The organism is Streptomyces sp. NPDC034103 (assembly GCF_055575395.1).
In genome coordinates this window covers 60,852-84,595 of the sequence record NZ_JBVISS010000009.1, presented here as the reverse complement: position 1 = coordinate 84,595, position 23,744 = coordinate 60,852, and the positions used below count along the sequence as shown (strand labels likewise).

At 71.9% G+C, this 23,744-nt stretch carries 20 protein-coding genes; 6 read left to right on the top strand and 14 right to left on the bottom strand.

Going from position 1 to position 23,744, the window contains the following annotated elements:
• Window positions 1-88: 88 nt before the first annotated feature.
• From pulA to ACZ56U_RS21005, 3 genes are all read left to right on the top strand, one after another.
• Window positions 89-5,506: a pullulanase-type alpha-1,6-glucosidase gene (gene pulA, locus ACZ56U_RS21015; protein ID WP_469085514.1), complete on the top strand. Its 5,418-nt coding sequence runs from the start codon at window positions 89-91 to the stop codon at window positions 5,504-5,506.
• Between the two features lie 69 nt (window positions 5,507-5,575).
• A complete protein-coding gene (locus tag ACZ56U_RS21010) occupies window positions 5,576-7,195 on the top strand; it encodes a SpoIIE family protein phosphatase (protein WP_469085513.1) in 1,620 nt (539 codons plus the stop codon).
• 65 nt (window positions 7,196-7,260) lie between these two features.
• Window positions 7,261-7,614, top strand: coding sequence for a 5-carboxymethyl-2-hydroxymuconate Delta-isomerase (locus tag ACZ56U_RS21005; protein ID WP_469085512.1), 354 nt, complete (start codon window positions 7,261-7,263; stop codon window positions 7,612-7,614).
• A 14-nt stretch (window positions 7,615-7,628) separates the two neighbouring features.
• On the opposite strand, the gene ACZ56U_RS21000 is transcribed toward ACZ56U_RS21005, so the two are convergent.
• The 3 genes from ACZ56U_RS21000 to ACZ56U_RS20990 all read right to left on the bottom strand — a co-directional run bounded on the left by ACZ56U_RS21000 (window position 7,629) and on the right by ACZ56U_RS20990 (window position 10,900).
• Complete coding sequence (locus tag ACZ56U_RS21000) at window positions 7,629-8,318, bottom strand: TetR/AcrR family transcriptional regulator (RefSeq protein ID WP_469085511.1); 690 nt, start codon at window positions 8,316-8,318, stop codon at window positions 7,629-7,631.
• 112 nt (window positions 8,319-8,430) lie between these two features.
• Window positions 8,431-10,350: a hypothetical protein gene (locus tag ACZ56U_RS20995; protein WP_469085510.1), complete on the bottom strand. Its 1,920-nt coding sequence runs from the start codon at window positions 10,348-10,350 to the stop codon at window positions 8,431-8,433.
• Between the two features lie 49 nt (window positions 10,351-10,399).
• Window positions 10,400-10,900 (bottom strand): tetratricopeptide repeat protein, encoded by a 501-nt coding sequence (locus ACZ56U_RS20990; RefSeq protein WP_469085509.1) that lies wholly within the window; start codon window positions 10,898-10,900, stop codon window positions 10,400-10,402.
• 116 nt (window positions 10,901-11,016) lie between these two features.
• On the opposite strand from ACZ56U_RS20990, the gene ACZ56U_RS20985 reads away from it, so the two are divergent.
• Complete coding sequence (locus ACZ56U_RS20985; RefSeq protein WP_469085508.1) at window positions 11,017-11,442, top strand: hypothetical protein; 426 nt, start codon at window positions 11,017-11,019, stop codon at window positions 11,440-11,442.
• Between the two features lie 68 nt (window positions 11,443-11,510).
• Here ACZ56U_RS20985 and ACZ56U_RS20980 read toward each other — a convergent pair whose 3' ends face one another.
• The 7 genes from ACZ56U_RS20980 to ACZ56U_RS20950 all read right to left on the bottom strand — a co-directional run bounded on the left by ACZ56U_RS20980 (window position 11,511) and on the right by ACZ56U_RS20950 (window position 18,946).
• On the bottom strand, window positions 11,511-13,067 hold the full coding sequence (locus ACZ56U_RS20980) for a DUF1996 domain-containing protein (RefSeq protein WP_469085507.1): 1,557 nt from the start codon (window positions 13,065-13,067) through the stop codon (window positions 11,511-11,513).
• 182 nt (window positions 13,068-13,249) lie between these two features.
• On the bottom strand, window positions 13,250-13,903 hold the full coding sequence (locus ACZ56U_RS20975) for a LuxR C-terminal-related transcriptional regulator (RefSeq protein WP_469085506.1): 654 nt from the start codon (window positions 13,901-13,903) through the stop codon (window positions 13,250-13,252).
• Complete coding sequence (locus tag ACZ56U_RS20970; protein WP_469085505.1) at window positions 13,888-15,153, bottom strand: sensor histidine kinase; 1,266 nt, start codon at window positions 15,151-15,153, stop codon at window positions 13,888-13,890. The genes ACZ56U_RS20975 and ACZ56U_RS20970 overlap by 16 nt, the downstream gene beginning before the upstream one ends.
• Window positions 15,154-15,252: 99 nt before the next feature.
• Window positions 15,253-16,260 carry an SDR family oxidoreductase gene (locus ACZ56U_RS20965; RefSeq protein WP_469085504.1) on the bottom strand — a complete coding sequence of 336 codons (1,008 nt, stop codon included), beginning with the start codon at window positions 16,258-16,260 and terminating at the stop codon, window positions 15,253-15,255.
• A 66-nt stretch (window positions 16,261-16,326) separates the two neighbouring features.
• Window positions 16,327-16,884, bottom strand: coding sequence for a winged helix-turn-helix domain-containing protein (locus ACZ56U_RS20960; protein ID WP_469085503.1), 558 nt, complete (start codon window positions 16,882-16,884; stop codon window positions 16,327-16,329).
• A gap of 351 nt (window positions 16,885-17,235) precedes the next feature.
• Window positions 17,236-18,264 (bottom strand): glutamine synthetase, encoded by a 1,029-nt coding sequence (glnII, locus tag ACZ56U_RS20955; protein ID WP_469085502.1) that lies wholly within the window; start codon window positions 18,262-18,264, stop codon window positions 17,236-17,238.
• A gap of 232 nt (window positions 18,265-18,496) precedes the next feature.
• A complete protein-coding gene (locus ACZ56U_RS20950) occupies window positions 18,497-18,946 on the bottom strand; it encodes a MarR family winged helix-turn-helix transcriptional regulator (protein WP_469085501.1) in 450 nt (149 codons plus the stop codon).
• A gap of 65 nt (window positions 18,947-19,011) precedes the next feature.
• Between ACZ56U_RS20950 and ACZ56U_RS20945 the strand changes: the two genes are divergently transcribed.
• The gene (locus tag ACZ56U_RS20945) at window positions 19,012-19,866 is read left to right on the top strand and encodes an alpha/beta fold hydrolase (protein ID WP_469085500.1); all 855 of its coding nucleotides are present in this window, start codon (window positions 19,012-19,014) and stop codon (window positions 19,864-19,866) included.
• Window positions 19,867-19,868: 2 nt separating this feature from the next.
• On the opposite strand, the gene ACZ56U_RS20940 is transcribed toward ACZ56U_RS20945, so the two are convergent.
• The 3 genes from ACZ56U_RS20940 to ACZ56U_RS20930 form a co-directional block, all read right to left on the bottom strand.
• Window positions 19,869-20,537 (bottom strand): RlpA-like double-psi beta-barrel domain-containing protein, encoded by a 669-nt coding sequence (locus ACZ56U_RS20940; RefSeq protein ID WP_469085499.1) that lies wholly within the window; start codon window positions 20,535-20,537, stop codon window positions 19,869-19,871.
• 98 nt (window positions 20,538-20,635) lie between these two features.
• Complete coding sequence (locus ACZ56U_RS20935; protein ID WP_469085498.1) at window positions 20,636-21,442, bottom strand: hypothetical protein; 807 nt, start codon at window positions 21,440-21,442, stop codon at window positions 20,636-20,638.
• A 58-nt stretch (window positions 21,443-21,500) separates the two neighbouring features.
• Window positions 21,501-21,860 (bottom strand): arsenate reductase family protein, encoded by a 360-nt coding sequence (locus ACZ56U_RS20930; RefSeq protein WP_469085497.1) that lies wholly within the window; start codon window positions 21,858-21,860, stop codon window positions 21,501-21,503.
• Between the two features lie 174 nt (window positions 21,861-22,034).
• Here ACZ56U_RS20930 and ACZ56U_RS20925 point away from each other — a divergent pair, with 174 nt between their 5' ends.
• Window positions 22,035-22,343 carry a hypothetical protein gene (locus ACZ56U_RS20925; protein WP_469085496.1) on the top strand — a complete coding sequence of 103 codons (309 nt, stop codon included), beginning with the start codon at window positions 22,035-22,037 and terminating at the stop codon, window positions 22,341-22,343.
• A 187-nt stretch (window positions 22,344-22,530) separates the two neighbouring features.
• On the opposite strand, the gene ACZ56U_RS20920 is transcribed toward ACZ56U_RS20925, so the two are convergent.
• Window positions 22,531-23,718 carry a winged helix DNA-binding domain-containing protein gene (locus tag ACZ56U_RS20920; RefSeq protein ID WP_469085495.1) on the bottom strand — a complete coding sequence of 396 codons (1,188 nt, stop codon included), beginning with the start codon at window positions 23,716-23,718 and terminating at the stop codon, window positions 22,531-22,533.
• Window positions 23,719-23,744: the final 26 nt, after the last annotated feature.

The window sequence follows — 23,744 nt, the reverse complement described above, 5'->3', positions numbered from 1 at the left end:
AAGACTCTTGCTGTAAGCGTTGCGGCGGCGATACGGTCGCGCGGGGTCGGACCCACGTAGAGCCGCCGCAATCGCAAGGAGTCCATCCGTGATACCGAGATGGCCGACGCCGTCGAGGCGCCGCACCGCCCACGCCGGACGGATCGCCGCGGTCACCGTCACCGCGCTGGCCGCAGCGCTCGTCCAACCCCTCGCGGCGCGGGCCGACACCCCGCCTCCGCCACCGTCCGACGCCAAGCTCGCCGCCGAGCCCGCCCGGCACGACGCCACCCGCGAGCAGTTCTACTTCGTCCTGCCGGACCGTTTCGCCAACGGCGACACCCGCAACGACAAGGGCGGCCTGACCGGCACCCGCCTCACCACCGGCTACGACCCCACCGACAAGGGCTTCTACCAGGGCGGCGACCTCAAGGGCCTGACGCGGAAGCTCGACTACATCAAGGGCCTGGGCACCACCGCCATCTGGATGGCCCCCCTCTTCAAGAACCAGCCCGTCCAGGGGACCGGCAGCGACGCCTCCGCCGGCTACCACGGCTACTGGATCACCGACTTCACCCAGGTCGACCCGCACTTCGGGACGAACCAGGACCTGGAGAACCTGATCTCCAAGGCCCACGCCAAGGGCATGAAGGTCTTCTTCGACGTCATCACCAACCACACCGCCGACGTCGTCGACTACGAGGAGAAGTCCTACAACTACCTCTCCAAGGGCGCCTTCCCGTACCTGACCGAGGACGGCGAGCCCTTCGACGACTCCGACTACGCGGACGGCGAGCGGGACTTCCCCGACGTCGGCACCGACTCCTTCCCGCGCACGCCGACCGTCGCCGCCGCGAGAAAGAACGTCAAGGTGCCGTCGTGGCTCAACGACCCCACGATGTACCACAACCGCGGCGACTCCACCTTCGCCGGTGAGAGCTCCGACCAGGGCGACTTCTCCGGCCTCGACGACCTGTGGACCGAGCGTCCCGAGGTCGTCAGCGGCATGGAGAAGATCTACGAGAAGTGGGTGCGGGACTTCCGGGTCGACGGCTTCCGGATCGACACCGTGAAGCACGTCAACACCGAGTTCTGGACCCAGTGGGCCACCGCCCTCGACGCCTACGCCGCCAAGAGGGGGCGCGAGGACTTCTTCATGTTCGGCGAGGTCTACTCCGCCGACACGAGCGTCACCTCGCCCTACGTCACCCAGGGCCGCCTCGACGCCACGCTCGACTTCCCCTTCCAGGAGGCGGCCCGGCAGTACGCCTCCCAGGGCGGCAGCGCCCAGCGGCTGGCCGCGGTCTTCGGCGACGACTACAAGTACACGACCGACAAGGCCAACGCGTACGAGCAGGTCACCTTCCTCGGCAACCACGACATGGGCCGCATCGGGGCCTTCCTGAAACAGGACAACCCCAAGGCGACCGACGCCGAGCTGCTCGCCAAGGACAGGCTCGCCAACGAGCTGATGTTCCTCAGCCGCGGCAACCCGGTCGTCTACTACGGCGACGAGCAGGGCTTCACGGGCGCCGGCGGCGACAAGGACGCCCGCCAGACGATGTTCGCCTCGAAGACCGCCGACTACCTCGACGACGACGAGATCGGCACCGACCGCACCCACGCGAGCGACGCGTACGACACGGGCACGCCGCTCTACCGGCAGATCGCCGCACTCGCCGAGCTGCGCAGGGCCAACCCGGCCCTCACCGACGGCGTCCAGACCGAGCGCTACGCGGCCGACGGCCCCGGCGTCTACGCCGTCTCCCGCACCGACGCGAAGAACGGCACCGAGTACGTCGTCGCCTTCAACAACGCCGGTGAGACCAGGTCGGCGACCTTCGCGACCGGTTCGGCCGGGATGGCGTTCAAGGGGATCTACGGCGGTGACGCCTCCCTCAGGAGCGGCGCCGACAAGAAGATCACCGTGACCGTCCCCGCCGGCTCCGCGATCGTCCTCAAGGCGGCCGGCAGGCCTGCCAGGCCCGCCACCGCGCCGACGCTCACCCTCAAGGCCCCGGCCGCCGGCGCCACCGGCACGGTGGAGATCTCCGCCGACGTCGATGGCGGCGGGCTCAACCGGGTCGTCTTCGCCGCGCAGGTCGCGGGCGGCAAGTGGAGGACGCTCGGCTCCGCCGACCATGCCCCGTACAAGGTCACGCAGGTCCTCGGGAAGGACGTGCCGGCCGGAACGCCGCTGCGCTACAAGGCCGTTGTCATCGACTCGGCAGGCCGCACCGCGAGCGCCACGGCGGCCTCCACCACCGGCACCCCGCCCGCCGAGGAGACCCCCACCGCCTCCTCCCGCGACTACGCGATCGTGCACTACAAGCGCACCGACGGCGACTACGCGAACTGGGGCCTGTACGCCTGGGGCGACATCGCCGACGGCGAGGCCACGAACTGGCCGGACAGCCATCCCTTCATCGGCCGTGACGCCTACGGGGCCTTCGCCTACGTCAAGTTGAAGCCGGGCGCCTCCAGCGTCGGTTTCCTCGTCATCGACAAGGACGGCAACAAGGACGTCTCCGCCGACCGTACGATCGACGTCACCAGGACCGGCGAGGTCTGGATCGAGCAGGGCAAGGCGGACGTCGTCACCGAAAGGCCCGACTACCCCGCGCAGGACAGGACCAAGGCGGTCCTGCACTACCACCGGGCCGACGGGAACTACGACGGCTGGGGACTGCACGTCTGGACGGGCGCCGCGAACCCCACGGACTGGTCGAAGCCCCTCGAGCCGGTGAAGACTGACGCCTATGGCGCGGTCTACGAGGTACCGCTCACCGAGGGTGCCACCAGTGTCAGTTACATCCTCCACAAGGGCGACGAGAAGGACCTGCCCAGCGACCAGTCGCTGGACCTCACGGCGAACGGCCATGAGGTGTGGCTGGTGAACGGTCAGGAGAAGTACCTGCTCCCGCAGCCCGCGGGCGCCGCGGCCGCCCTCGACCTGACCACCGCCAAGGCGGTCTGGATCAACCGTGACACGGTCGCCTGGAACGGCGGCGAGACGGCCGCCTCCACCCAGCTGCTCTACAGCCGCAGCGGCTCGATCGCGGCCCGGGGCGGCGCACTGACCAGCGACGACGAGCGCTGGCTGCGACTGTCGAAGACCAGTCTCACCGACGCCCAGAAGAAGAGGTTCCCGCACCTGAAGGGCTACACCGCCTGGACGGTCGACCCGCGTGACCGCGACCGGGTGCGCGAGGCACTGAGGGGCCAGGTCGTCGCCTCCCAGCGGGCCGTGAACGGCGCCGTGCTCGCGGCGACCGGGGTGCAGCTCGCGGGCGTGCTCGACGATCTGTACCCGGGCGCGGCCAAGGCGGAGTTGGGCCCGACGTTCGACAGGAGCGGCCGTCCGAGGCTGGCCGTCTGGGCGCCGACCGCGCAGAACGTCGGCCTGGAACTCGACGGCTCCACGGTCAAGATGAAGCGCGACGCCGCCACCGGCGTCTGGTCCGTCACCGGCCCCAAGTCCTGGAAGGGCAAGGCCTACCGGTACGTGGTGAAGGTCTGGGCGCCCAGCGTCCGCAAGGTCGTCACCAACAAGGTCACCGACCCCTACTCGGTCGCCCTGACCACCGACTCCGAGCGCAGCCTCGTCGTCGACCTGGACGACAAGTCCCTCGCCCCGCGCGGCTGGTCGACGTACACCAAGCCGAAGGCCGTCCCGCTCAAGGACGCCCAGATCCAGGAGCTGCACGTCCGGGACTTCTCCGTCGCGGACAGGACGGCCGGTGACCCGGGTACGTACCTCGCCTTCACCGACAAGGACAGCGACGGCTCCAAGCACCTGAAGGCGCTCGCGAGGTCGGGCACCTCCTACGTCCATCTCCTCCCGGTCTTCGACATCGCCACCATCCCCGAGCGCCGCGCGGACCAGGCGACCCCGGACTGCGACCTGGCCTCCTACGCGGCCGACTCCGACAAGCAGCAGGAGTGCGTGGCGAAGGCGGCGGCCAAGGACGCCTACAACTGGGGCTACGACCCGTACCACTACACGGTCCCCGAGGGCTCCTACGCCACCGATCCCGAAGGCACCGCCCGTACCGTCGAGTTCCGCGAGATGGTCAAGTCCCTGAACGAGGGCGGCCTGCGGGTCGTCATGGACGTCGTCTACAACCACACCGCCGCCAGTGGCCAGGCCGACACCAGCGTCCTCGACAAGGTCGTCCCCGGCTACTACCAGCGACTGCTCGCCGACGGTTCGGTCGCCAACAGCACCTGCTGCTCCAACACGGCCACCGAGAACGCCATGATGGGCAAGCTGGTCGTCGACTCGATCGTCACCTGGGCCAAGGAGTACAAGGTCGACGGCTTCCGCTTCGACCTGATGGGCCACCACCCGAAGGCCAACGTCCTGGCGGTCCGCAAGGCCCTGGACGCGCTGACCCTCGCCAAGGACGGCGTCGACGGCAAGAAGATCATCCTGTACGGCGAGGGCTGGAACTTCGGCGAGGTCGCCGACGACGCCCGCTTCGTCCAGGCCACCCAGAAGAACATGGCCGGAACCGGCATCGCCACCTTCTCCGACCGGGCCCGCGACGCGGTGCGCGGCGGCGGCCCCTTCGACGAGGACCCGGGTGTCCAGGGCTTCGCCTCCGGCCTGTACACCGACCCCAACTCCTCCACCGGCAACGGCACCTCGGCCGAGCAGCGGTCCCGCCTGCTGCACTACCAGGACCTCATCAAGGTCGGCCTCTCCGGCAACCTGAGCGCGTACACCTTCACCGACACCAGCGGCAAGGAGGTCAAGGGCTCCGAGGTCGACTACAACGGCGCCCCCGCCGGTTACGCGGACGCACCCGGCGACGCCCTCGCCTACGCCGACGCGCACGACAACGAGTCACTGTTCGACGCGCTGACGTACAAACTGCCCGCCACCACCAGCGCCGACGACCGCGCCCGGATGCAGGTCCTCGCCATGGCGACCGTGACCCTCTCGCAGGGCCCGTCGCTCTCCCAGGCGGGCACCGACCTGCTGCGCTCCAAGTCCCTGGACCGCAACTCCTACGACAGCGGCGACTGGTTCAACGCCATCCACTGGAACTGCCAGGACGGCAACGGCTTCGGACGCGGACTGCCGATGGCGGCCGACAACGCGTCCAAGTGGACCTACGCCAAGCCCCTGTTGGGCTCGGTCAAGGTCGGCTGCCCGCAGATCGAGGGCGCCTCGGCGGCGTACCAGGACCTGCTGCGGATCCGTGCGACGGAGAGCCTGTTCTCCCTCGGCACCGCCGCGCAGGTGCAGTCGAAGCTCTCCTTCCCGCTCTCGGGGAAGGAGGAGACGCCGGGTGTGATCACCATGGCACTCGGCGACCGCAGTGATCTGGTCGTGGTGTTCAACGCGACGCCGCGAGCGCAGGAGCAGCGGGTGGCCGCGCTGGCCGGTACGGGGTACGCGCTGCACGAGGTGCAGGCGGCGGGCACGGACTCCACCGTCAAGAGGTCGTCCTACGAACGGGTTTCGGGCACCTTCGCCGTTCCCGGGCGGACCGTGGCCGTATTCTCCCGCGATTCCTGACCAGGGCATTACCGTGGTGGGGCAGGCCCGTCCGGGTCTGCCCCACCGTGTTGTCCAAGGGCTGAACACATGGACGTCAAAGGAAACCCGACCGGCACGACCGTGATGCTCGTGGACGACGCGGAGGCGAGCCGGCACGCCCTGGGCACCCTGCTGAGCCGGGCGGGCCACCGGGTCGTCCCGGTCGCCACCGGCGCCGAGGCGCTCGCCGAACTCGACGCACGGCTGCGCAAGGGCACCCTGCCCGACGTGGCCCTCGTCGACGTGGGCCTGCCGGACATGAGCGGCTTCGACCTGTGCCGCCTCTTCAGACAGCGGCCCCACACGGCCGCACTGCCCGTCGTGCACTTCTCGGCCGCCCCGGTGGCCCCGGTCAACTACTGCGAGGGCCTCGGCGCGGGATTCGAGGCGTATCTGAAGGTGCCCGCCGATCCTCTGGAGATCGAGGCCGTGGTCCGAGCCGCCGTGCGCCACGCACAGGTGCGGGCCGGCGACCGGGCCCTCGTACGGCGGCTGACCCAGCTGTCGGAGACGATCGTCACCATTCAGGCGGCACGCTCCCTGCCGGAACTCGCCGACGCGGCGGCCGAGGGCACCGCCCGGCTCACGGGCACCCCCGCCGCCGCCTTCGTCCTGGACCAGGGCGACCGCCTGTACCGCGGCCTGTCCCGGGACCGCATCCCCGTCGCCCTTCCCGACGACGCGGCCAACCGGGCGGTGGCCACCCTGCTCCAGCGGCTCGTCCGGGGGCAGTCCGCCATGCAGCTCACGACGGTGCCCGCGCCGATGTGGCCGGCCGGGTACTTCCGGCCCGGCGTGGAGCACGACGCCCGGCTGGCACTCGTCCCCACCCAGGACGGCAGGGCGGCGGTGTGCCTGGCGGCTCCCGCCCGCGGGATGCGCCGCATGGGCGGCGAGAGCGACACCCTGCTGGCCCGACTGGCCCAGGCCACCGCGTTCGCCGCCCATCCGCTGCTCATGTACCAGGTGGAGCGGCATGTCGCCCTCACGCTCCAGCACAGCTTCCTGCCCCAGCCGCACCGGCTGCCGGAGCTGCCGGGCGTGGACGTCGTGGTCCGCTATGTGCCCGCGTCCCAGGAGACCGAGATCGGCGGCGACTTCTACGCGGTGCTGCGGACCGACGAGGGCGTGCTCACCGCGGTCGGCGACGTCGTCGGGCACTCGCTGGACGCGGCCACCGTCATGGTGGAGATCCGGCACGCGCTGCGCGCCTACGCCGTCGAGGACAGCGACCCGGCCGCGCTCGCCGAGCGCCTCGACCGGATGCTCCGGCGCTACCACCCCGACCTCACGGCCACCGTCTGCCTGGCCCTGATCGACCCCGGCACCGGGCGGACGCGCCTGGCCAACGCGGGCCACATCCCGCCGCTGATCGTCCGGGACACCGGCGACGCCGACTACGTCAAGGCGGCCGGCCCGCTGCTCGGCATCGGCCTGCCCCATCCGCCGGCCACCGAGTTCTTCCTCGAACCCACCGACCGGCTCCTCATGGTCACCGACGGCCTGATCGAGACCCGCGGCATCGACCTCTCGGCCTCGATGGAGCACCTCCGCGCGGCCGCGGCCGGCTCCCTGCCGGGCCTGGACGCCCTGTGCGACACCCTCCTGGCCTCCTTCGGCCATGACCGGGAGGACGACATCGCGATGCTCGCGCTGCGCCTGGGATGAGACGGCCCTGCCGGGCCCGCACGGGGCGGTTAGGGTGACCTGGTTGACCTAGAACAGGAGTGCCCATGCCGCAGATCACGGTCGAACGTTCGGCGTATCTCGACCACGTCGACTGGGAGGAGTTCGCCCTCGCGCTGCACCCGGTGGTCGTCGAGACGGCGGCCGCGAAGCTGGAGGCGTGCAAGACCCGGGTGCTGCGCGCCGAGGACGAGGCGGTCGGCGGCGAGAAGGACGGCCACGCCATCGTGAACGTCACGCTCGCCCTGCTCGCCGGACGGACCGAGGAGACCAAGGCGAAGCTCACCGAGGCCGTGGTGGAGCTGCTGCGCAAGCACGTCGGGCCCCAGGACGGCGTCACCGTGCACCTCTCCGCGGAGGTGCGCGACCTGGACGCCTCCTACACCAAGGCCGTCCTGTAGGACCTGGTGCGGTCCTAGGAGGCCAGCGCGATCAGCCGGGCCGCCAGGTCGGTGAACGGCCCGTCGCCCGGCTCGTCCCGCAGTATCCGGGACAGCAGCGCGCGCATCTCGTCGTCGTGGGCCGCGCTCACCGCGGCCAGCGCGGCGAAGTCCTGCACGAGCTGCTTCTCCAGCTCGGCGCGCGGGATGCGCCGGCCGTCCAGCCAGATCAGCGCTGTCGACTCGGCGAGGGAGATCCAGGAGCGGATGACCAGCTCCAGCCGCGGCGGCGGATCCTCCACCCGCAGATGCGAAAGGATCTGGTCATAGGCGGCCTGCCGTACGGCGTCGATGAGCGCGTTCGTCGCCGAGGAACCGACCGCCGGGCCGCCCCGCATCAGCGCCGAGAAACCGGGTCCGTGGTCGTCGACGAAGTCGAAGTAGCGCCGCATCACCCGCAGCAGACGGGAGCCCAGAGGCCCTTGCCGCGGCTCGACGAACCGGCTCGACAAATCGTCCGCCGCACGCTTCAACGCGGCCTCGTACAGGCTGAGTTTGCCGGGAAAGTAGTGGTAGACCAGCGGGCGCGAGATGCCGGCCGCGGTCGCTATCTCGTCGATGGAGACGTCGTCGGGCGAGCGTTGGCTGAACAGTTCGAGGGCGACGCCGATCAGCTGCTGCCGCCGCTCCTCGACTCCCATTCTTCGCCGTACCCCGGTAGTCATGCGAACACCTTACCGATCGGATCCGGCCCGGAACGGCCCGGTCCGGTCACGTGTGTTCACAGAACCAGCACAAGCCGATCACTTCGCGGGGACCGGCGACGGGGCGGCCGGACTACCGGAGCCCGTTGATCGTCCGCCCGTCCTCCAGCGTCCCCTTCAGCCCGGCCCGCGCGCCCTCCTTGGTCCTCACGGCCAGCAGGTTCCCCCGCGCGGAGCCGCTGACCGCACCCGTCGTACGGATCGACGCCGTGTTCGCGCTGCCCGCGGCCAGCAGGTACCAGGACCCCGTCTGCGACTTCCACAGCACACCCGCCAGCACATGCGGGTCCCGCGGCCCGCACGCCGGGACGTTCTCGCCCTGTGCCGCGACCGCCCCGTAGGCCCCGCCCGGGGTGTGGAACTGCGCCAGCGCCCGGGTGCCGCCACCGCGCCACGTCTCGGCGCGCGTGCACACCCAGTCCGCCGCCCCGCCCGCGTCGGGCAGCGGCTGCTCGGCGTACGCCCACGCGTTCACCGTCCGCACCCCCGCCGAGCGCATCGCCGACAGGGAACAGGCGAACGGCGCCCAGGTGCGCAGCGCCTGGGCGCCCGAGGCCTCGTGGAGCGCGCCCGGGCGGCCGGTGGTGAGCCGGGCCGGGACCAGTTCGCCGAGGTCGGTCAGGAGCCGGGTGCCGTCGCGGTCCGTCAGCTGCAGGACGTTCCAGGACGTGCAGCCGCCGTTGCTCTGGGCCGGGCCGGACAGCGGCGAGGTCACCCCGTCGGTGAGCGGCAGGGCCATCGCGCCCGAGGAGGGCTTCAGCAGATCCCGCTCGGCGGCTTTCTTCACCCAAGGGGCCATCAGATAGCGGACGTTGCCGTCCGACCGGCCCAGCACGACCGCGCTCGCCTCGGCGGAGGTCGCGCCGTCGACCCGGGCGAAGTCGAGGGCCGCGCCCCGGGTGCCGTCCTTCGGCTCGGCGTAGCGGGCGATGCGCAGACCGTCGTAGAGGATCACCACGCGCGCGTTGTCGACGGTGCCCGCGTACAGGAGCTGGGGCGGTCCGGCGGGGCCGCCGGACGGGGTGCCGGGGGTCGCGGAGACGTGGACGGTCTCGCCGGGGCGGGCCCACACCGCGAGGGCGCGGCGCAGGAGCGCGGAGTCGTCGGTGAGGTCGCCGCGGGCGGGCCAGACGGAGAAGTCGTTGCGGGAGGCGGCCTGCCAGGCGAGGGCCGGGACGCGGACCAGCCGGCCCGGGTCGAGGGCGGCCTGCGCGGCGGGGTTCTGCGCGTACGACGGCGCGGCGGCACCGTCCGGCGCCCAGCCGTCGCCCGGCAGCCCGAGCAGGGCCCCGCACACGGCGAGCGCGGCGGCGGTGGCGAGCCCGGCCTTCATGTGCTGGCGCCGCCGCATGAGGTCGGTGGGCCGGGCCTGGAGGGAGCAGGGGTCGAACTCGGGGGAGTCGAGGAGCGGGTACCGCTCGGCCGGGACGGTGTCGGCCTCCTCCAGCGCCGCGTCCGTCCGCGTCACCCCGGCCGCGGTGAGCACCCGCCGCACGTCTCCGTCGGGGAGCCGCTCCAGGCCGCGCAGGACGTAGGCGGCACGGCCCGGGGCCGACAGCGTGGACAGCTTCTGGTCCAGGGCGAGTTCGTCGGCGCCGCCCGAGCGCGGGAAGAGCCGCAGGCCCCACACCTGGGGGAGCAGCGGCGGCAGCTGGGAGCGCTTCGGCCACGCCTTGCGGCTCAGCGGCCGGCCCGCCTCCAGCGCCGTACGCAGCACCTGGAGGCGGACGAACGCGTACCCCGGGTCGCCGTCGCGGCCGGTCGACTGGGCCGGGATGACCGGTGTCTCGGCCCGGCCGCGGGGCAGGGCGCGCTGGGTGAGGGCGTGCGCCGTCAGGACCCGCCGGTTGCGGCCGAGGCTCGGCGGCAGCACCAGATAGGCGAGCCGGACGAGCCGGGGGTAGTGCTCGACGAGCGCGGCCTCGGCCTGTTCGACGTCGACGAACGGCTCGTGGGCGGGTGCGGGGCGCGGGGCGACATCCTGTGACTGCACGTTCAGCAGAACGAGCGAATCGTGGGTTGGTCACCGCCGCCCGGGTGAGTCAGGCCTCCGGCTCCACCAGAGCACGCGCGTAGTTGGCCATCGACCGCTGGTAGCGCGGCAGATGGGGGGCCAGCGCGCCGAGGACGAGCGAGAGGCCCTCACGGTCCCGGCCCAGGCTGGACAGACACAGCGCGAGTGTCGCTCGTACGGCGTCGTCCAACTCGTCGGAGGGGGCGTCCAGTTCGGGCGTCAGCAGCTTGACGCCCTCCTCGGCCTGCCCGATGTTCCGCAGCGAACTGGACATTTGGATCTTGGCTCGGCGGCCCTTGTAGCCGGCCAGGCCCAGCGCCAGAGCCTCCCGGTACAGCGGGACGGCTTGGTCGGAGTGGCCGGTGGAGTCCCAGGCGCAGGCCCGCTCGAAGGGTGCGTCCGGACTGCCGTCGGGGAGTTCGGCGACGAGGGCGTCGATCACCGCGCGGAAGTCGGCCGCTCGGTCCTCGGGGTAGTCGTCGAAAGTGGCCCAGGCGGCCGTGACCCGCTTTTCCCAGTCGTCGTTCACCGGCACACTCTCGCACGGGTGTGCGCACCGGGACAGCGAATTTGAGCAGACCCGGGCCGGTGGCCGTATGGAAGGGGACGGGCGCCCAGGCCCACGGGAAGGTTCCGGAGGAACAGATGAGGTTGACCCGACCGATGCTCGCGGCCGCCGCGGCGGCCCTCGTGCTGAGCGGCTGCGGATCCGGCGGCGACGACGACACGGCCGCCGTGCCGCGGACGGCCACCGGCAGCCTGGAGCATCTGGCCGCCGAGGTGGGCTGCGAGCCGACGATCCAGATCGACGCCGACGAGATCCGCCAGGGCTCCTGCCGCAAGAGCGACGCCGACGGCAAGTTCATCCTCGCCACCTTCGCCACCGACCGCGGCCAGCGCGAGTGGATCAACGGGGCCAAGGACTACGGCGGTCACTACCTGGTCGGCCGCAAGTGGATCGCCGTCGGCGGGACGAAGACCGTGACCGCGCTGCGCGCCACGCTCGGCGGTGACATCGAGGAGGGCCAGGACCACTCGGCCCACACGGGAAGCCACTTGGGCGGTCACTGAGCATCGGGGCATACGAGAACCGGCGGTGGGAGATCCCACCGCCGGTTCTCTGTGGGGCTAGCCCCGGGTCACTGGCACTTCTGGCCGGTGTTGATGCACTTGACCATCTTGTTCATCGTGTTCGCCGAGAAGAAGTTGATGAAGTCGTTGTGGTCGGTGATCGGCTTGTGCAGGTTCTCCGGGAAGGTGTCCACCGCGTAGGGCTTCACGACCTGTCCGTTCTGGATGGTCGGGGCCGGAACGTTGTAGACCAGCCGGACCTGCAGCTGCGGGATCGCCTTGAAGCCGTTGGCGCAGGTGCCGTCGGCCTGGACGAACGCCACGTGGGTGCGGTGGTTGGCGCTGTCGATGTTCTTGCCGTCCCAGCAGCTCTGGAAGTTGGTCGTACGGACCACCTGGCTGCCCTGCGGGCAGATCGGGTACTTGTCCTTGAGCTGGACCTTGTTCTCGAAGCCCGTGCAGCTCCAGTTCACGTTGGCGTTGGCGTTGCCGTTGACGAAGGCCTTGGCGTCACCGGTGATGATGCGCAGCGCGGTCGGCATGGCGACGACGTTGCCCCGCTTGTTGCCGACGAACTTCAGCTGCGCCTGGGCGGGCTGGAGGATCTTGCCCACGTTGCCCTCGGTGCCACCGCCGGCCGCGTTCTGGTCGAAGTCCTGCGAACCGTCCTGCAAGCGCAGCACCGGCCAGAAGTACGACGACTTGTCGCCCTGGTTCTGGCAGGTGGTCTGGGCCCCCGCCAGCTCCTGGTCGCTCGCGAACGCGTCGTTGCTCTGGTTGCCGACGTAGTCGTGCAGGTGGTGGGCGCCGTTGGAGACACCCGGGGCGACGATCACGTTGTCCGTGTTGTGGTTGTCGTTCCCGTTGGTGCCGCACTTGGTGGTGAAGGTGCCTCGCGAACCCGAACGGCCGTTGGCCGGCAGTCCGTTGGCGCCGACACCGAGCTGGGCGTTGGCCTGGACCTTCGTGATGTCCACGAAGTCGGCGGCCGTCGGACCGTTGCCGCCCTGGCCGTTCTGCTGACCGCCCTGCTGCTGGCCGCCGCCCTGTTGACCACCTTGCTGCTGGCCGCCGCCCTGCTGACCGCCTTGCTGCTGGCCGCCGTTCTGCTGCTGGCCGCCGTTCTGGCCGGCCGCGCCGTCGTTGGTCTGCGGCTGCTCGGCCGGGACACCCGTGCATCCGGCGAGCTGACCCAGGTTGGCCACCTGTCCGCCCGCCCGCTGGATGTTGATCCGGATCCGGTCCAGGGCGGCGGCCCGCTTGTCCTTCAGCGGGCCGAGGATGGCGTTCTGCACGAACCCCGCGTCCTTCGTCTGCGCCTGGCGGGTGGAGGCGAGCCGTGCGTAGGCCTCGGTGATCTGCTTGTCCAGATTCGCCAGCTCCGTACTCACGCCGTTCCGGGCGCCGTTCGGGACGTTCGTCAGCTTCTGGCCGACGTCCGGGCACTGGATCGTGGCGATCTGCGCCCCGGCGGCCTTCACCTGGTTCCGTCCCGCGTTCGACTCATGAGCCGATGCGTAGAAGTTCGCCCAGACAAGCCCGCCCCCACCGAGCGCTAGGGCTGCCGACCCCGCCACGACCTTGGTGGTCATCGACGTACGGCGTTTGCGATTGTTGCGTCCCATGGAACTCCTCTGACTTCCTTGCGGGGGCTATCGAGGCGCCCGACAGGAGTGAAGCGGCGCACTTCCATACGGACGCCGTCCCAGGGGTGTTCAGCCGTCCCACAAACAAATCAGAGGATTACTCGGCCAGCTGGCCCCAACAGTGGCCTGAGCAGCGGAGGTTACGCAGAATCAGTGACCTGTCACCGGCCCCGGTCCAGATAGGCGAGGACCGCCAGAACGCGTCGATTGTCGTCGTCCGACACCTCGAGGCCCAGTTTGGTGAAGATGTTGGAGGTGTGCTTGGCAATGGCCCGTTCTGTGACGACGAGCTGGTCCGCGATCGCCGCGTTGGTACGGCCCTGCGCCATCAGCTCCAGCACCTCCAGCTCCCGGGGGGTCAGCCGCCCGAGCGGCTGGTCGGCGGCCGCCCGCCGGGTCAGCAGCTGCTGGATCACCTGCGGGTCCATGGCCGTCCCGCCCGCCGCCACCCGGCGCACCGCGTCCACGAACTGCGCCGCGTCGAACACCCGGTCCTTCAGCAGGTACCCCACCCCGCCGGTGCCGTCCGCCAGCAGCTCCCGCGCGTACAGCTGCTCCACGTGCTGCGACAGCACCAGCACCGGCAGCCCGGGCCGCGCCCGCCGTGCCTGGAGCGCGCACTGGAGGCCCTCGTCGGTGTGCGTGGGCGGCAGCCGTACGTCGACCACGGCGACGTCCGGCTCCAGCTCGGCCAGCGCGCGGGCGAGCTCCGGGCCGGACTCGACGGCCGCGGCGATCTCGAAGTCGTGGGCCTGAAGCAGCCGGACCAGTCCGTCCCGCAGCAGGAACAGGTCTTCGGCTAGGACAACGCGCAAGGGATCTCCATGGTGACCATGGTGGGACCGCCCGCGGGAGAGCTGACGGCCAGGACGCCGTCGAATGTACCCAGCCGGCGCTCGACCCCGGCCAGCCCCGACCCCGCCGCGATCGCCGCGCCGCCCCTGCCGTCGTCGGTGACGGTGATCCGCAGCATGCCCTCGGTGTGGTGCAGGTCCACCCACAGCCGGTCGGCGCCCGAGTGCTTCACGGCGTTGGTGAGCACCTCGCTGACCGCGAAGTACGCCGCCGCCTCCACCGGCTCCTCGACCCGCCCGGGCAGTTCCACCGTCACCTCGGAGGGCAGCGGCAGCCGCAGCGCCAACGCCCGTACGGCGTCCCCGAGTCCGCGCTCGGCGAGCACCGGCGGATGGATGCCGCGCACCAGGTCGCGCAGCTCGGCGAGGGCGTCCACGGACGACCTGCGGGCCTGCGCGAGCAACTCCCTGGCTTTCTCCGGGTCCTTGTCCAGGAGCATCTCGATGGTGCCCAGGTCCATGCCCATCGCGACCAGCCGGGCCTGCGCCCCGTCGTGCAGATCCCGTTCGATGCGCCGCAGTTCGGCGGCGGAGGTGTCCACCGCGTCACGGCGTGTCTCGGTCAGCACCCGTACCCGCTCGGCGAGTTCACCCTGGCCGGCGCCGAGGACGGCCCGGGTGAGCCGGAAGTGGGCCTGGAGCGCCCGGGGCGTGAAGAAGTGGGCGAAGAGGAGGATCACGAGCCCGAGGGCGCCGGCGAGCAGCGCCGTACCCTGCCCGGTGACCGGCACGAATCCGTACCAGTACCCGTCGGGGAACACCCGCCACAGCCCCGCCGCCACCGCGAGCCCCTCCAGCGGATAGAGCACGAGCACGGCCGGGAGCAGCGCGGTGAGGAACCCCGCCGTCATGTCGACCGGCAGCCACCGCAGGTCCCGCCGGGTCGCCGGGTCACGCAGCATGCCGAAGGTGCGGGCCCAGGGGTTGGCGTCCGCGGGGATCGGCCGGTACGCCGACGGGATCCGCACCCCGCCCCACTCGGCGGCCAGCACCCGCCGCCAGTCGGCGAACGCCCGCACCCCGGTGAGCACCCACGGTGTGGTGACGATCCCGACGCCGATCGGGATGAGCGCGACGGACAGCACCGACAGCGTGAAACAGAGCACGGCCCCCGGCAGCGCCACCAGCGCCAGCCCCAACCCCCGAACCGCCGCCCGCGCCATGCCCTTTGGCCCCGTTCGGCCGCTGCCGTCCCGCGTCTCGATGTCCATGGCAGCAGTCTCGCCGAGGACAGTGGGCGGTGGCACGGGGCCTGGCCACCGGGTCGGGGGGTGGTGCCAGGTACACCCCCGGGGACGCGATGCCCCCGGTCACGCCCCGTCCAGGCCCAGCACCTTCGCCTCCAGCGCCGGGTCCAGCCCCACCGCGGGCCGGTCGGGCCGCCGCGGCGCGCTGCCGCCGATCTCCCGCAGCCAGTCCCAGGTGTCGGCCACCGTCTCCGCGACCGGCCGGCAGCGCAGCCCCGCCCCGATCGCCCGTGACACGTCCGCCCCGTGCAGCGCGTCATGCAGGTCGCTGCCCGGCGGCACCCACACCGGCAGCTGGGTCCACGGCTCGATCCCGGCGCCCAGCACCACCTCCGGGTCGGTCCACCGCAGCGCGGCGGCGCCCCCGGTCACCCGCGCGCAGGCGTCGAGGAGGGCGCCCATGGTGGTGTGCCCCCGCTCGCTCATCAGGTTGTACGGTCCGCTCAGCTCCCGCTCCACCCCGTCCAGCACCCACGCGGCGAGGTCCCGTACGTCGACGTACTGGAGCGGCAGTTCGCGCGGCCCCGGCGCCAGGACCGGGCCGCCCCGCGCCATCCGGTCCAGCCACCACGGCAGCCGCCCGATGTTCTCGTACGGTCCGATCAGCAGCCCCGACCGGACGAGCAGCGAGCGGTCCGCGCCGAAGGCCTCGGCAGCGGCCAGCTCGCCGCCCCGCTTGTCACGGGCGTAGTCGCTCTGCCCGGCGTCGGCACGGGCGCCCTCCACCAGGGGAGCGTCCTCGGTGTACCCGGCGGGCGGTGCCCAGGCGTACACCGAGCAGCTCGACACGTACACGTACCGCCCGGCGCGCTCCCGCAGCAGTCGGGCCGCGTCCCGCACCGCGGACGGCGCCGCCGACCAGGTGTCGACCACGGCGTCCCAGGTGTCCTCGGTCCCGGTGAGCGCGGCGAGCCCGTCGGGCGCGGTGCGGTCGCCGCGCAGGGCCCGCACACCGGCCACGGGAGCGTGCCGTCCCCGGTGGAGGACGGTCACGTCCCAGCCCCGCCCGAGGGCCGCCTCGACGACGGCCCGTCCCGCGAACTCCGTACCACCCAGCACCAGAAGTCTCATGACACGGACTCTGTACGGTCGCACGGCCGAAGGGAACGCCTGTCTGCCCTCAGCAGACGGGCCCGGTCACCGCCCGGCCGGTGGGGCGTACTTGTAGCCCACCCGGCGGATCGTCTGGATGACCTGCCGGTGCTCGGCGCCCAGCTTGCGGCGCAGCCGGGCGATGTGGACGTCGACGGTACGGCCGTCGCCCACGTGTCCGTACCCCCACACCGTGGTGACCAGCTGGTCGCGGGTGTGCACCCGGTGCGGGTTGGCCACGAGATGGGCGAGGAGCTCGAACTCCAGGTAGGTGAGGTCGAGTTCGGCGCCGTTCACCGTGGCGGTGCGCTGCACGGTGTCGATGCGGACGAGCGGGTCGGCACCGGCCGCGCCGACCGCCTCCGCGGCCACGGGCGGCTGCTGGTCGGCCGGGACGAGCACCAGGTAGCCGATCATCGGCGGCCGGCCCGGCAGGACGGGCAGGGTGTGCGGGGGAGCGGGCAGCAGGGTGGCACCCGGCGGCAGGTGGTCCGCGAGGTCGGGGACGTCGTCGGGGCCCACGGCCCGGAGCCGGTGCCGCGTGCCGCTCTCGGCGGGGGCGGGCAGGGCGGCGGTCAGGGAACGGGAACGAGTGGTCGCCATGAGAGGTCAGCTCTTTTCGCGCGAGAAGGTGCGTCGGTGGACGTACGTCGACTGCGCGCAGGCCGAAGGCCGAAGGGGTGTACGGCGTTAGAGGGCCGGCGCGTTCATCGCGCGGCAACACACCCGGTCGAAGTCATGGTGCTGACGGGAAGGCCAGAACGGCTCGAGGTCATGGCGACCTGTCGCGCGGGGGTTCTGGAAGCCGGTCATGCGCTCATTGAAGCAGACGAAGTCCCGTGACAGCAGCCTCCTCTCACAGCTTGGACGCTCCCTCGACCCGAGCGGGCGCCTTGCACGCCGCAGGGGCGCCCACCGGGAAGGTGGACGCCCCCGAAGGACCCGGCGCACGGCTCAGACCTGGCCGGCCTTCTCCAGCGCGGAGCAGCAGGTGTCGACGAGCAGCCGCGTCACGACGTACGGGTCGACGTTGGCGTTCGGGCGACGGTCCTCGATGTAGCCCTTGCCGTCCTTCTCGACCTGCCACGGGATACGGACCGAGGCGCCGCGGTTGGAGACGCCGTAGGAGTACTCGTTCCACGGGGCGGTCTCGTGCAGGCCGGTCAGGCGGTCGTCGATGCCGGCGCCGTAGTTCTTGACGTGGTCGAGCGGCTTGGAGCCCTCGCCCAGCGACTCGGCGGCGGTGATGATCGCGTCGTAGCCCTCGCGCATCGCCTTGGTGGAGAAGTTGGTGTGCGCGCCCGCGCCGTTCCAGTCGCCCTTGACCGGCTTCGGGTCCAGGGTCGCGGCGACGCCGAAGTCCTCGGCGGTGCGGTAGAGCAGCCAGCGCGCGACCCACAGGTGGTCGGAGACCTCCAGCGGGGCGACCGGGCCGACCTGGAACTCCCACTGGCCCGGCATGACCTCGGCGTTGATGCCGGAGATCGCCAGGCCCGCCTTGAGGCAGTTGTCCAGGTGCGCCTCGACGACGTCACGGCCGAAGATCTCGTCCGCGCCGACACCGCAGTAGTAGCCGCCCTGGGGGGCCGGGAAGCCGCCCTTGGGGAAGCCGAGCGGGTAGCCGTCCTTGAAGAAGGTGTACTCCTGCTCGATGCCGAAGATCGGCTCCTGCGCGGCGAACTTCTCGGCGACCTCGGCCAGCGCGGCGCGGGTGTTGGAGGAGTGCGGCGTGAAGTCGATGTTGAGGACCTCGCACAGGACCAGGATGTCGTCGCCGCCGCGGATCGGGTCCGGGCAGGAGAAGACCGGCTTCAGCACACGGTCGGAGGAGTGACCTTCGGCCTGGTTCGTGGAGGACCCGTCGAAGCCCCAGATCGGCAGCTCGTCACCCTTGGCGGAGTCGGCCAGTATCTTGGTCTTCGAACGAAGCTTGGCCGTCGGCTCGGTGCCGTCGATCCAGATGTACTCAGCCTTGAAGGTCACGGGCCACATCCTTCGGGGGTGGGTCTCTAGGCGCTTGTGCGGGTGCTGCGGCGCTGCGGCACTGAAACGCCGCGCTTGCTGCCCGGCAGCCTGTCAACAGGCGATTTCCCGATCATTGCTCGAATGTGAACCCCGTGTTACCGGGCGATTCTGTCGCCGGTGCCACGGCGTGAGGCCGCCCGACGTGCGCGGACGGCTCGTATGCGATGCGGCCGACGCGGGCGTACGCCGGTCACTCCCCGTCGGCCGCGGCCTCCCGCACCCCCTCCAGGAACCCCCGGATCGCCGCCCGCTCTCGCTCGTCGTACCGCTGGAGCAGCTCCACGGCCTGCCCGATCAGCGGCCCGAAGAAGGCCTGCCCGAGCTCGACGGCGCTCTCGCTCACCTCGATCACGACCGTGCGCCGGTCGGTCTCCCCGCGCACCCGCCGCACGTGCCCGGCCCGTTCCAGCCGGTCGGCCAGCGCGGTCGTCCCGGCCGAGTTCAGCCCGAGCCCGGCACCGAGGCGCCCGGCCGTCATCTCCTCGCCCGCGCGGGAGGCGTCCATGAGGGCGATCAGCGCGCGCACGTCGGTGGGGTGCATGCCGTTGCGGCTCGCGAAGCGGGCGCTGTGCAGGCCGAGTTCCACGGTGACCGCGCGCAGGAGGTGGACGATCTCCATCTCGGGACCCTGGGTCGGCATACGGCTCCTCGGCTACTATCTCGCTCATCGAATATCTCGCTCGACGAGATAATACGGGAGGGTCGATGAGCACGTACGACGCCGCCGCTTTCGAGGCGGCCTACGACAAGGTCATGGCCAAGTGGCCCCCGGAACGGGACGAGGTCCGTGTGCCCACGCCGTTCGGCACCACCCACGTCCACCTCTGCGGCCCGGCCGACGCGCCCCCGCTGGTCCTGCTGCCGGGCGGCGGCGCGACCGCCGCGTCCTGGTACGCCCAGGCCGCCGACCTCGCGCGCACCCACCGCGTCCACGCGGCCGACCTGTTCGGGGTCGCCGGCCGCAACACCGAGGACGGCGACCGCCACCCCCGTACGGTCGAGGACCTCGTCGCATGGCTGACCGCGGTCCTCGACGGCCTCGGCATCGAGCGGACGGACCTGGCCGGGCACTCCTACGGAGCCTGGATCGCTGTGCAGTACGCCCTGCACGCGCGCGTGCGGGTCCGCCGCCTCGCTCTGCTCGACCCCACCCGGTGCTTCGCCGGACACCGGCCGGCCTATCTCCTGCGGGCCCTGCCGATGCTGCTGCGCCCCACGCCCCGCCGGGTCCGGGCCTTCCTGGAGTGGGAGACCGGGGGAGCGGACCTCGACCCCGACTGGCTGCGCCTTCAGGAGGCGGCCGCCGGCTTCCCCTCCGTGTCGAAGCCGGTGGCCGGTCCGCGTCCGGCGCCCGAGGCGCTGCGTGGGCTGGACGTGCCGGTCCTGCTGCTCGTGGCCGCGAACAGCAGGACCCATGACACGTACAAGGTGACGTCGAGGGCGGGCGAACTGCTCCCGCGCGTGGAGACGGCCGTGGTCCCGGACGTCTCCCATCACGCGCTGCCGCAGTCCGCACCCGCCGAACTCGGCCGCCGCCTCAGCGAGTTCCTACGCCGTTAGCCTCACCCCACCTTCTCGATCACGGCCCGCCGGATCAGGAACTTCCCGGGCTCGCGGACCTGCTCGAAGGCGGCGTTGTTCAACAGGACACAGCTGCCGGAGACCGAGGTGACCTCCACGGTCGTCGACTTGTTGTTGTCCAGGTTGGTGACCTTCAGCCTCGTCCCCGCCGGGAACTGGTTGCTGGAGGCGGCGGGTGCCCCTCCCTCACCGGAGAGGGTGACGGTCGACCCGTTGCAGACCTGCTGCCCCGAGGCCGCGCCCCCGCCGGCGGCCGGAGCGCCAGGCGCGGCGCTCGGCGCGGCACTCGGCACCGCGCTCGGCGTCGCCGGCCGCCCCGTCTGGGAGTCCTGAGCCGACTCCCCGACGGCGCACCCGGACGCCTGCTGCTGCACCTTGATCTGCGCGATGACCGCCTCACGGTTGGCGATCCGCGCATCGGACTGCGCGTCCGGGTTCGCCCGCTGGCCGTCGATGAACTTCTGGTTGTTGCCCAGGGCGGTGGCGAGCCCCTGACAGACGGCCGAGTCCGCCTTGGTCCTAGCCGCCTGCGCCGACTGCGAGGCGTTCGAGGTGCTCGCCATGACGAAGGCCCCACCGCCCGCCATCGCCGCCGCGCCGACCAGCAGCGCGACCTTCTTGCCCGGACCGAGTGTTCTCCTGCGCGACATGCGCGCCTCCTGAACAGGTAGGGGAGCGTACGCCGCTATGTACGAGATACCGAACGAAGCTGCTCAGTGAGGGACAGGAGTCACTGAAGTAACCTGCGTCACACGGTACTTGGGTCCTCGTACGCGGCCACGTTGTCGTGGGCGTACCGAAGAACGTCCTCGGTCTGCCGGGTGAGCGCGGCCTCCTCGGCCTGCGCCCCGTCCCCCCACTGTCCGTTGGCGAACACCACGGACCGCACGGTCATCGACCGCCGGAACACCCCGGCCGACCCCGGCGGCACGGTCGGCAGCCCCGACCGCGGCGGCGGATCCAGTGACACGACCTGATAGGCCACCGGGTCCATGGAGGCCATCGCGAACACGGTCGAGGCGTCCTCCACCCGCCGGAAGCTCAGCACGGTCACCGTCACCTGGGAGCGGCGCTCGGCGTCGGTGAACAGCGCCGCGGTCAACCGCTCGCAGCCCTGCCCCCGTTCGACCAGCGCGGCCAGCTCCGGTGCCATGCCCGCGGAGCAGTCGGTGGTGGTGGCCAGGTCGACGCGCTCGTACCGGGAACCGTCGTCCAGTCGCACGCTCGTGGCGGGGAAGGCCTGCTCGGGGCGGATCACGGGACGGGAGAGCAGTGAGGGGAGGGAGGAGGGGGCGTCGGAGGGGAGCGCACCGGTGACCGAGGGGGCGGGCGGCGCGGTCGACGACGCGGAGGCGGCCGTCCCGCCCTCGTCCGTGCCGTCGTCACCCGCGTACAGCACCGCCCCCGCGGTGAGCGCCGCGACGAGCACGCCCCCCGCCCCCGCGACCACCGCACGCCGGGTGCGTCGGCGCCGGCGTATCCGCTCCTGCTCGACCACCCACCGGGTGTACGGGTCCGTGGCCCCGTACGGCGTCCCCTGATCACCGAAGCTCATGGCGGCGGAGGGTAACAGCGCCGGGGCCCCGAACTCCCGTCGCCGGACAATCGGTTGACTACCGGGACAGGGCGTCCCGTACCGCCGCGTCGGAGCGGCCGACGACCGCCGTGCCGTCGTCCGCGGTGATGATCGGACGCTGGATCAGCTTCGGGTGCTCGGCCAGCGCCTTGACCCACCGCTCCCGCGTCGAGTCGTCCCGCGCCCACTCCTTCACCCCGAGCTCCTTGGCGGCGGGCTCCTGGGTGCGGGTGATGTCCCACGGTTCGAGGCCGAGACGGTCGAGCACGTCCTTGATCTCGGCCTCGCTCGGCACGTCCTCCAGGTAGCGGCGGACGGTGTACTCGGCGCCCTCGGCGTCGAGCAGGGTGAGGGCGCTGCGGCACTTGGAACAGGCCGGGTTGATCCAGATCTCCATGGCGCCCACGGTACGCGAAAACCCGTTCTCCACCTGCGTCACAGCACCCCCTAAAGCCCTTGTGGCCAGGGGCTTTTGTCAGTGGGGGCGGGTAGAATAGAAGCAGTGTTCGAGGGTGTTGCCGGGGGCGCCGAGGCCTTCGGCGGACGCCCTGTCCGCGACAGGAGGATGCCTGTGCCCGCTGCCGCACTGAAGCCGTTGCCCACCCAGTCGACCGCCCAGCACCCGGTGCTGCTGGACCTGCCGTACACACCCGTGGAGAAGCGCCCGCTGCCGTCGGGACGACCGCGCGAGTGGTACATCACGCACAACCGCCGCCTCAAGGCGATGCGGCTCGCCATCGCCCTGCTCGACTCGGGCGTCTACCTCCCCAACCAGGCACGCGACGAGACCATACGCACCACGGCGGAGACGATCGGCGTCCACCCGCCGTCGGACACGACGTGCCACATGGTGCGCGCGCTGATGCGTTACTCCCGGTGAGCCGCGCCGCCGGGGCGCCCCGTCCGGGGCGCCCCGGCGGTACCCGTGTCCGGGGCGCCGGGTGGCACCCGTATCCCGGGCGCCCGGCGGCACCCCCCGCCAGGCCTCGCCCGGCGTCTCAGACGCGCCGCCCGCTCCGGCACCGCCCTGCCTGTCGCTCTCCGGCCGGCGGTGGCGTGGCTGCCCCCTACCCGGCCAACTCCCGCTCCAGCGGCGTCCGGAAGCGGGGTGTCACGCGGGTCGTCCCCAGCCAGCCCCGTAGCCGGTCGGCCTCGGCCGCGATCATCGCCTGCGCCTCGCGCCCCACGCCGTCCTCCGCCGGCAGGCGCCAGACGATCTCCCCGTCGGCACGCTGGGCCCAACCCCCCACCACCCGCCCGTTCCACCACACCGTCGGCCCCACGTTGCCGCTGCGGTCGAAGAGCGAGGGCCGCAGGTCCGGGGCCAGATACCAGTCCCGCCGGAACCAGCCCATCGCCGTCGGGTCCAGTCCGGGCAGCAGCGCGGCCCAGGGCTCGTCCGGACCGGTCACCGGCTCGGCGTCCCCGGCCACGACCCACGCCCCGCCCTCGTCGACGGTCACCGCCTCCGCCCCGATCGCCGCCAGCGCCCGCCGGACCTCCGTCACCTTCCACCCGGTCCACCACTTGAGGTCGTCCTCGGTGGCCGGCCCGCACGCCGCGAGCCAGCGGCCCAGCAGCGTCGCCTGCGCCCCGGCGACGTCGAGCTCGGGGTGCGCGGGTGCCGGCGCCCAGCGGAACTGCGAGGACGTCCAGGACCCGAGCGGCCGCCCCCGTACGACTTTCCCCTCGGTGCCCAGCACCTTCAGCAACCGGGTGGAGACCGTGTGGACCCCCTCGTAGCTCTTCCCGGCCGCGTACACGAACTGCTCCCGCAACCGGGGCTCGTCCCGGGCGAGTTCGGCCGCCGTCGCCTGCCCGCGCCGGGCGAGCGCGGCGAGCGCCGACGCCTCGACCTCCGCCAGCCACGCGGCGTCCGGCGCCCCGGCCCTCGCCATGTCCTTCAGCAGCGCGGCCCGCTCCCGCGCGGCGACGACGAGCCCGGTGGAGGCGTGCACGACCGCGGTCAGCTCGGTCGGGAACACGAACACCGTCCGCCGCATGCCGTGCATCCGCACCAGCGTGCCGTCCTCGTACAGCGCCCGCTCGGTCTCCGCCACCGCCTTCGCCGCCTCCGCCAGCCGCGCCCCGACGGCCAGGTACACGGTCGCCGGGTCGGTCCCGTGCAACGCCACGAGCGACGCCGCGACGTCCTCGGGCCGTACCGCCCGCGCCGCCCCGGTCAGCCGATGCCGCACGCCGAGCCGGGCCCGCCGCTCCTCCACGCCGACGTGCCGCAGCTTCCCCACGCTCATCCCGCCTCCGTCCGTCCGGCCGTCCG

Coding starts and splice junctions, on each gene's coding strand:
- ACZ56U_RS21010 (WP_469085513.1), top strand. CDS start 5,576: ATGGACGTCAAAGGAAACCCGACCGGCACGACCGTGATGCTCGTGGAC.
- ACZ56U_RS21005 (WP_469085512.1), top strand. CDS start 7,261: ATGCCGCAGATCACGGTCGAACGTTCGGCGTATCTCGACCACGTCGAC.
- ACZ56U_RS21000 (WP_469085511.1), bottom strand. CDS start 8,318: ATGACTACCGGGGTACGGCGAAGAATGGGAGTCGAGGAGCGGCGGCAG.
- ACZ56U_RS20985 (WP_469085508.1), top strand. CDS start 11,017: ATGAGGTTGACCCGACCGATGCTCGCGGCCGCCGCGGCGGCCCTCGTG.
- ACZ56U_RS20980 (WP_469085507.1), bottom strand. CDS start 13,067: ATGGGACGCAACAATCGCAAACGCCGTACGTCGATGACCACCAAGGTC.
- ACZ56U_RS20970 (WP_469085505.1), bottom strand. CDS start 15,153: ATGGACATCGAGACGCGGGACGGCAGCGGCCGAACGGGGCCAAAGGGC.
- ACZ56U_RS20965 (WP_469085504.1), bottom strand. CDS start 16,260: ATGAGACTTCTGGTGCTGGGTGGTACGGAGTTCGCGGGACGGGCCGTC.
- ACZ56U_RS20960 (WP_469085503.1), bottom strand. CDS start 16,884: ATGGCGACCACTCGTTCCCGTTCCCTGACCGCCGCCCTGCCCGCCCCC.
- ACZ56U_RS20950 (WP_469085501.1), bottom strand. CDS start 18,946: ATGCCGACCCAGGGTCCCGAGATGGAGATCGTCCACCTCCTGCGCGCG.
- ACZ56U_RS20945 (WP_469085500.1), top strand. CDS start 19,012: ATGAGCACGTACGACGCCGCCGCTTTCGAGGCGGCCTACGACAAGGTC.
- ACZ56U_RS20940 (WP_469085499.1), bottom strand. CDS start 20,537: ATGTCGCGCAGGAGAACACTCGGTCCGGGCAAGAAGGTCGCGCTGCTG.
- ACZ56U_RS20935 (WP_469085498.1), bottom strand. CDS start 21,442: ATGAGCTTCGGTGATCAGGGGACGCCGTACGGGGCCACGGACCCGTAC.
- ACZ56U_RS20930 (WP_469085497.1), bottom strand. CDS start 21,860: ATGGAGATCTGGATCAACCCGGCCTGTTCCAAGTGCCGCAGCGCCCTC.
- ACZ56U_RS20920 (WP_469085495.1), bottom strand. CDS start 23,718: ATGAGCGTGGGGAAGCTGCGGCACGTCGGCGTGGAGGAGCGGCGGGCC.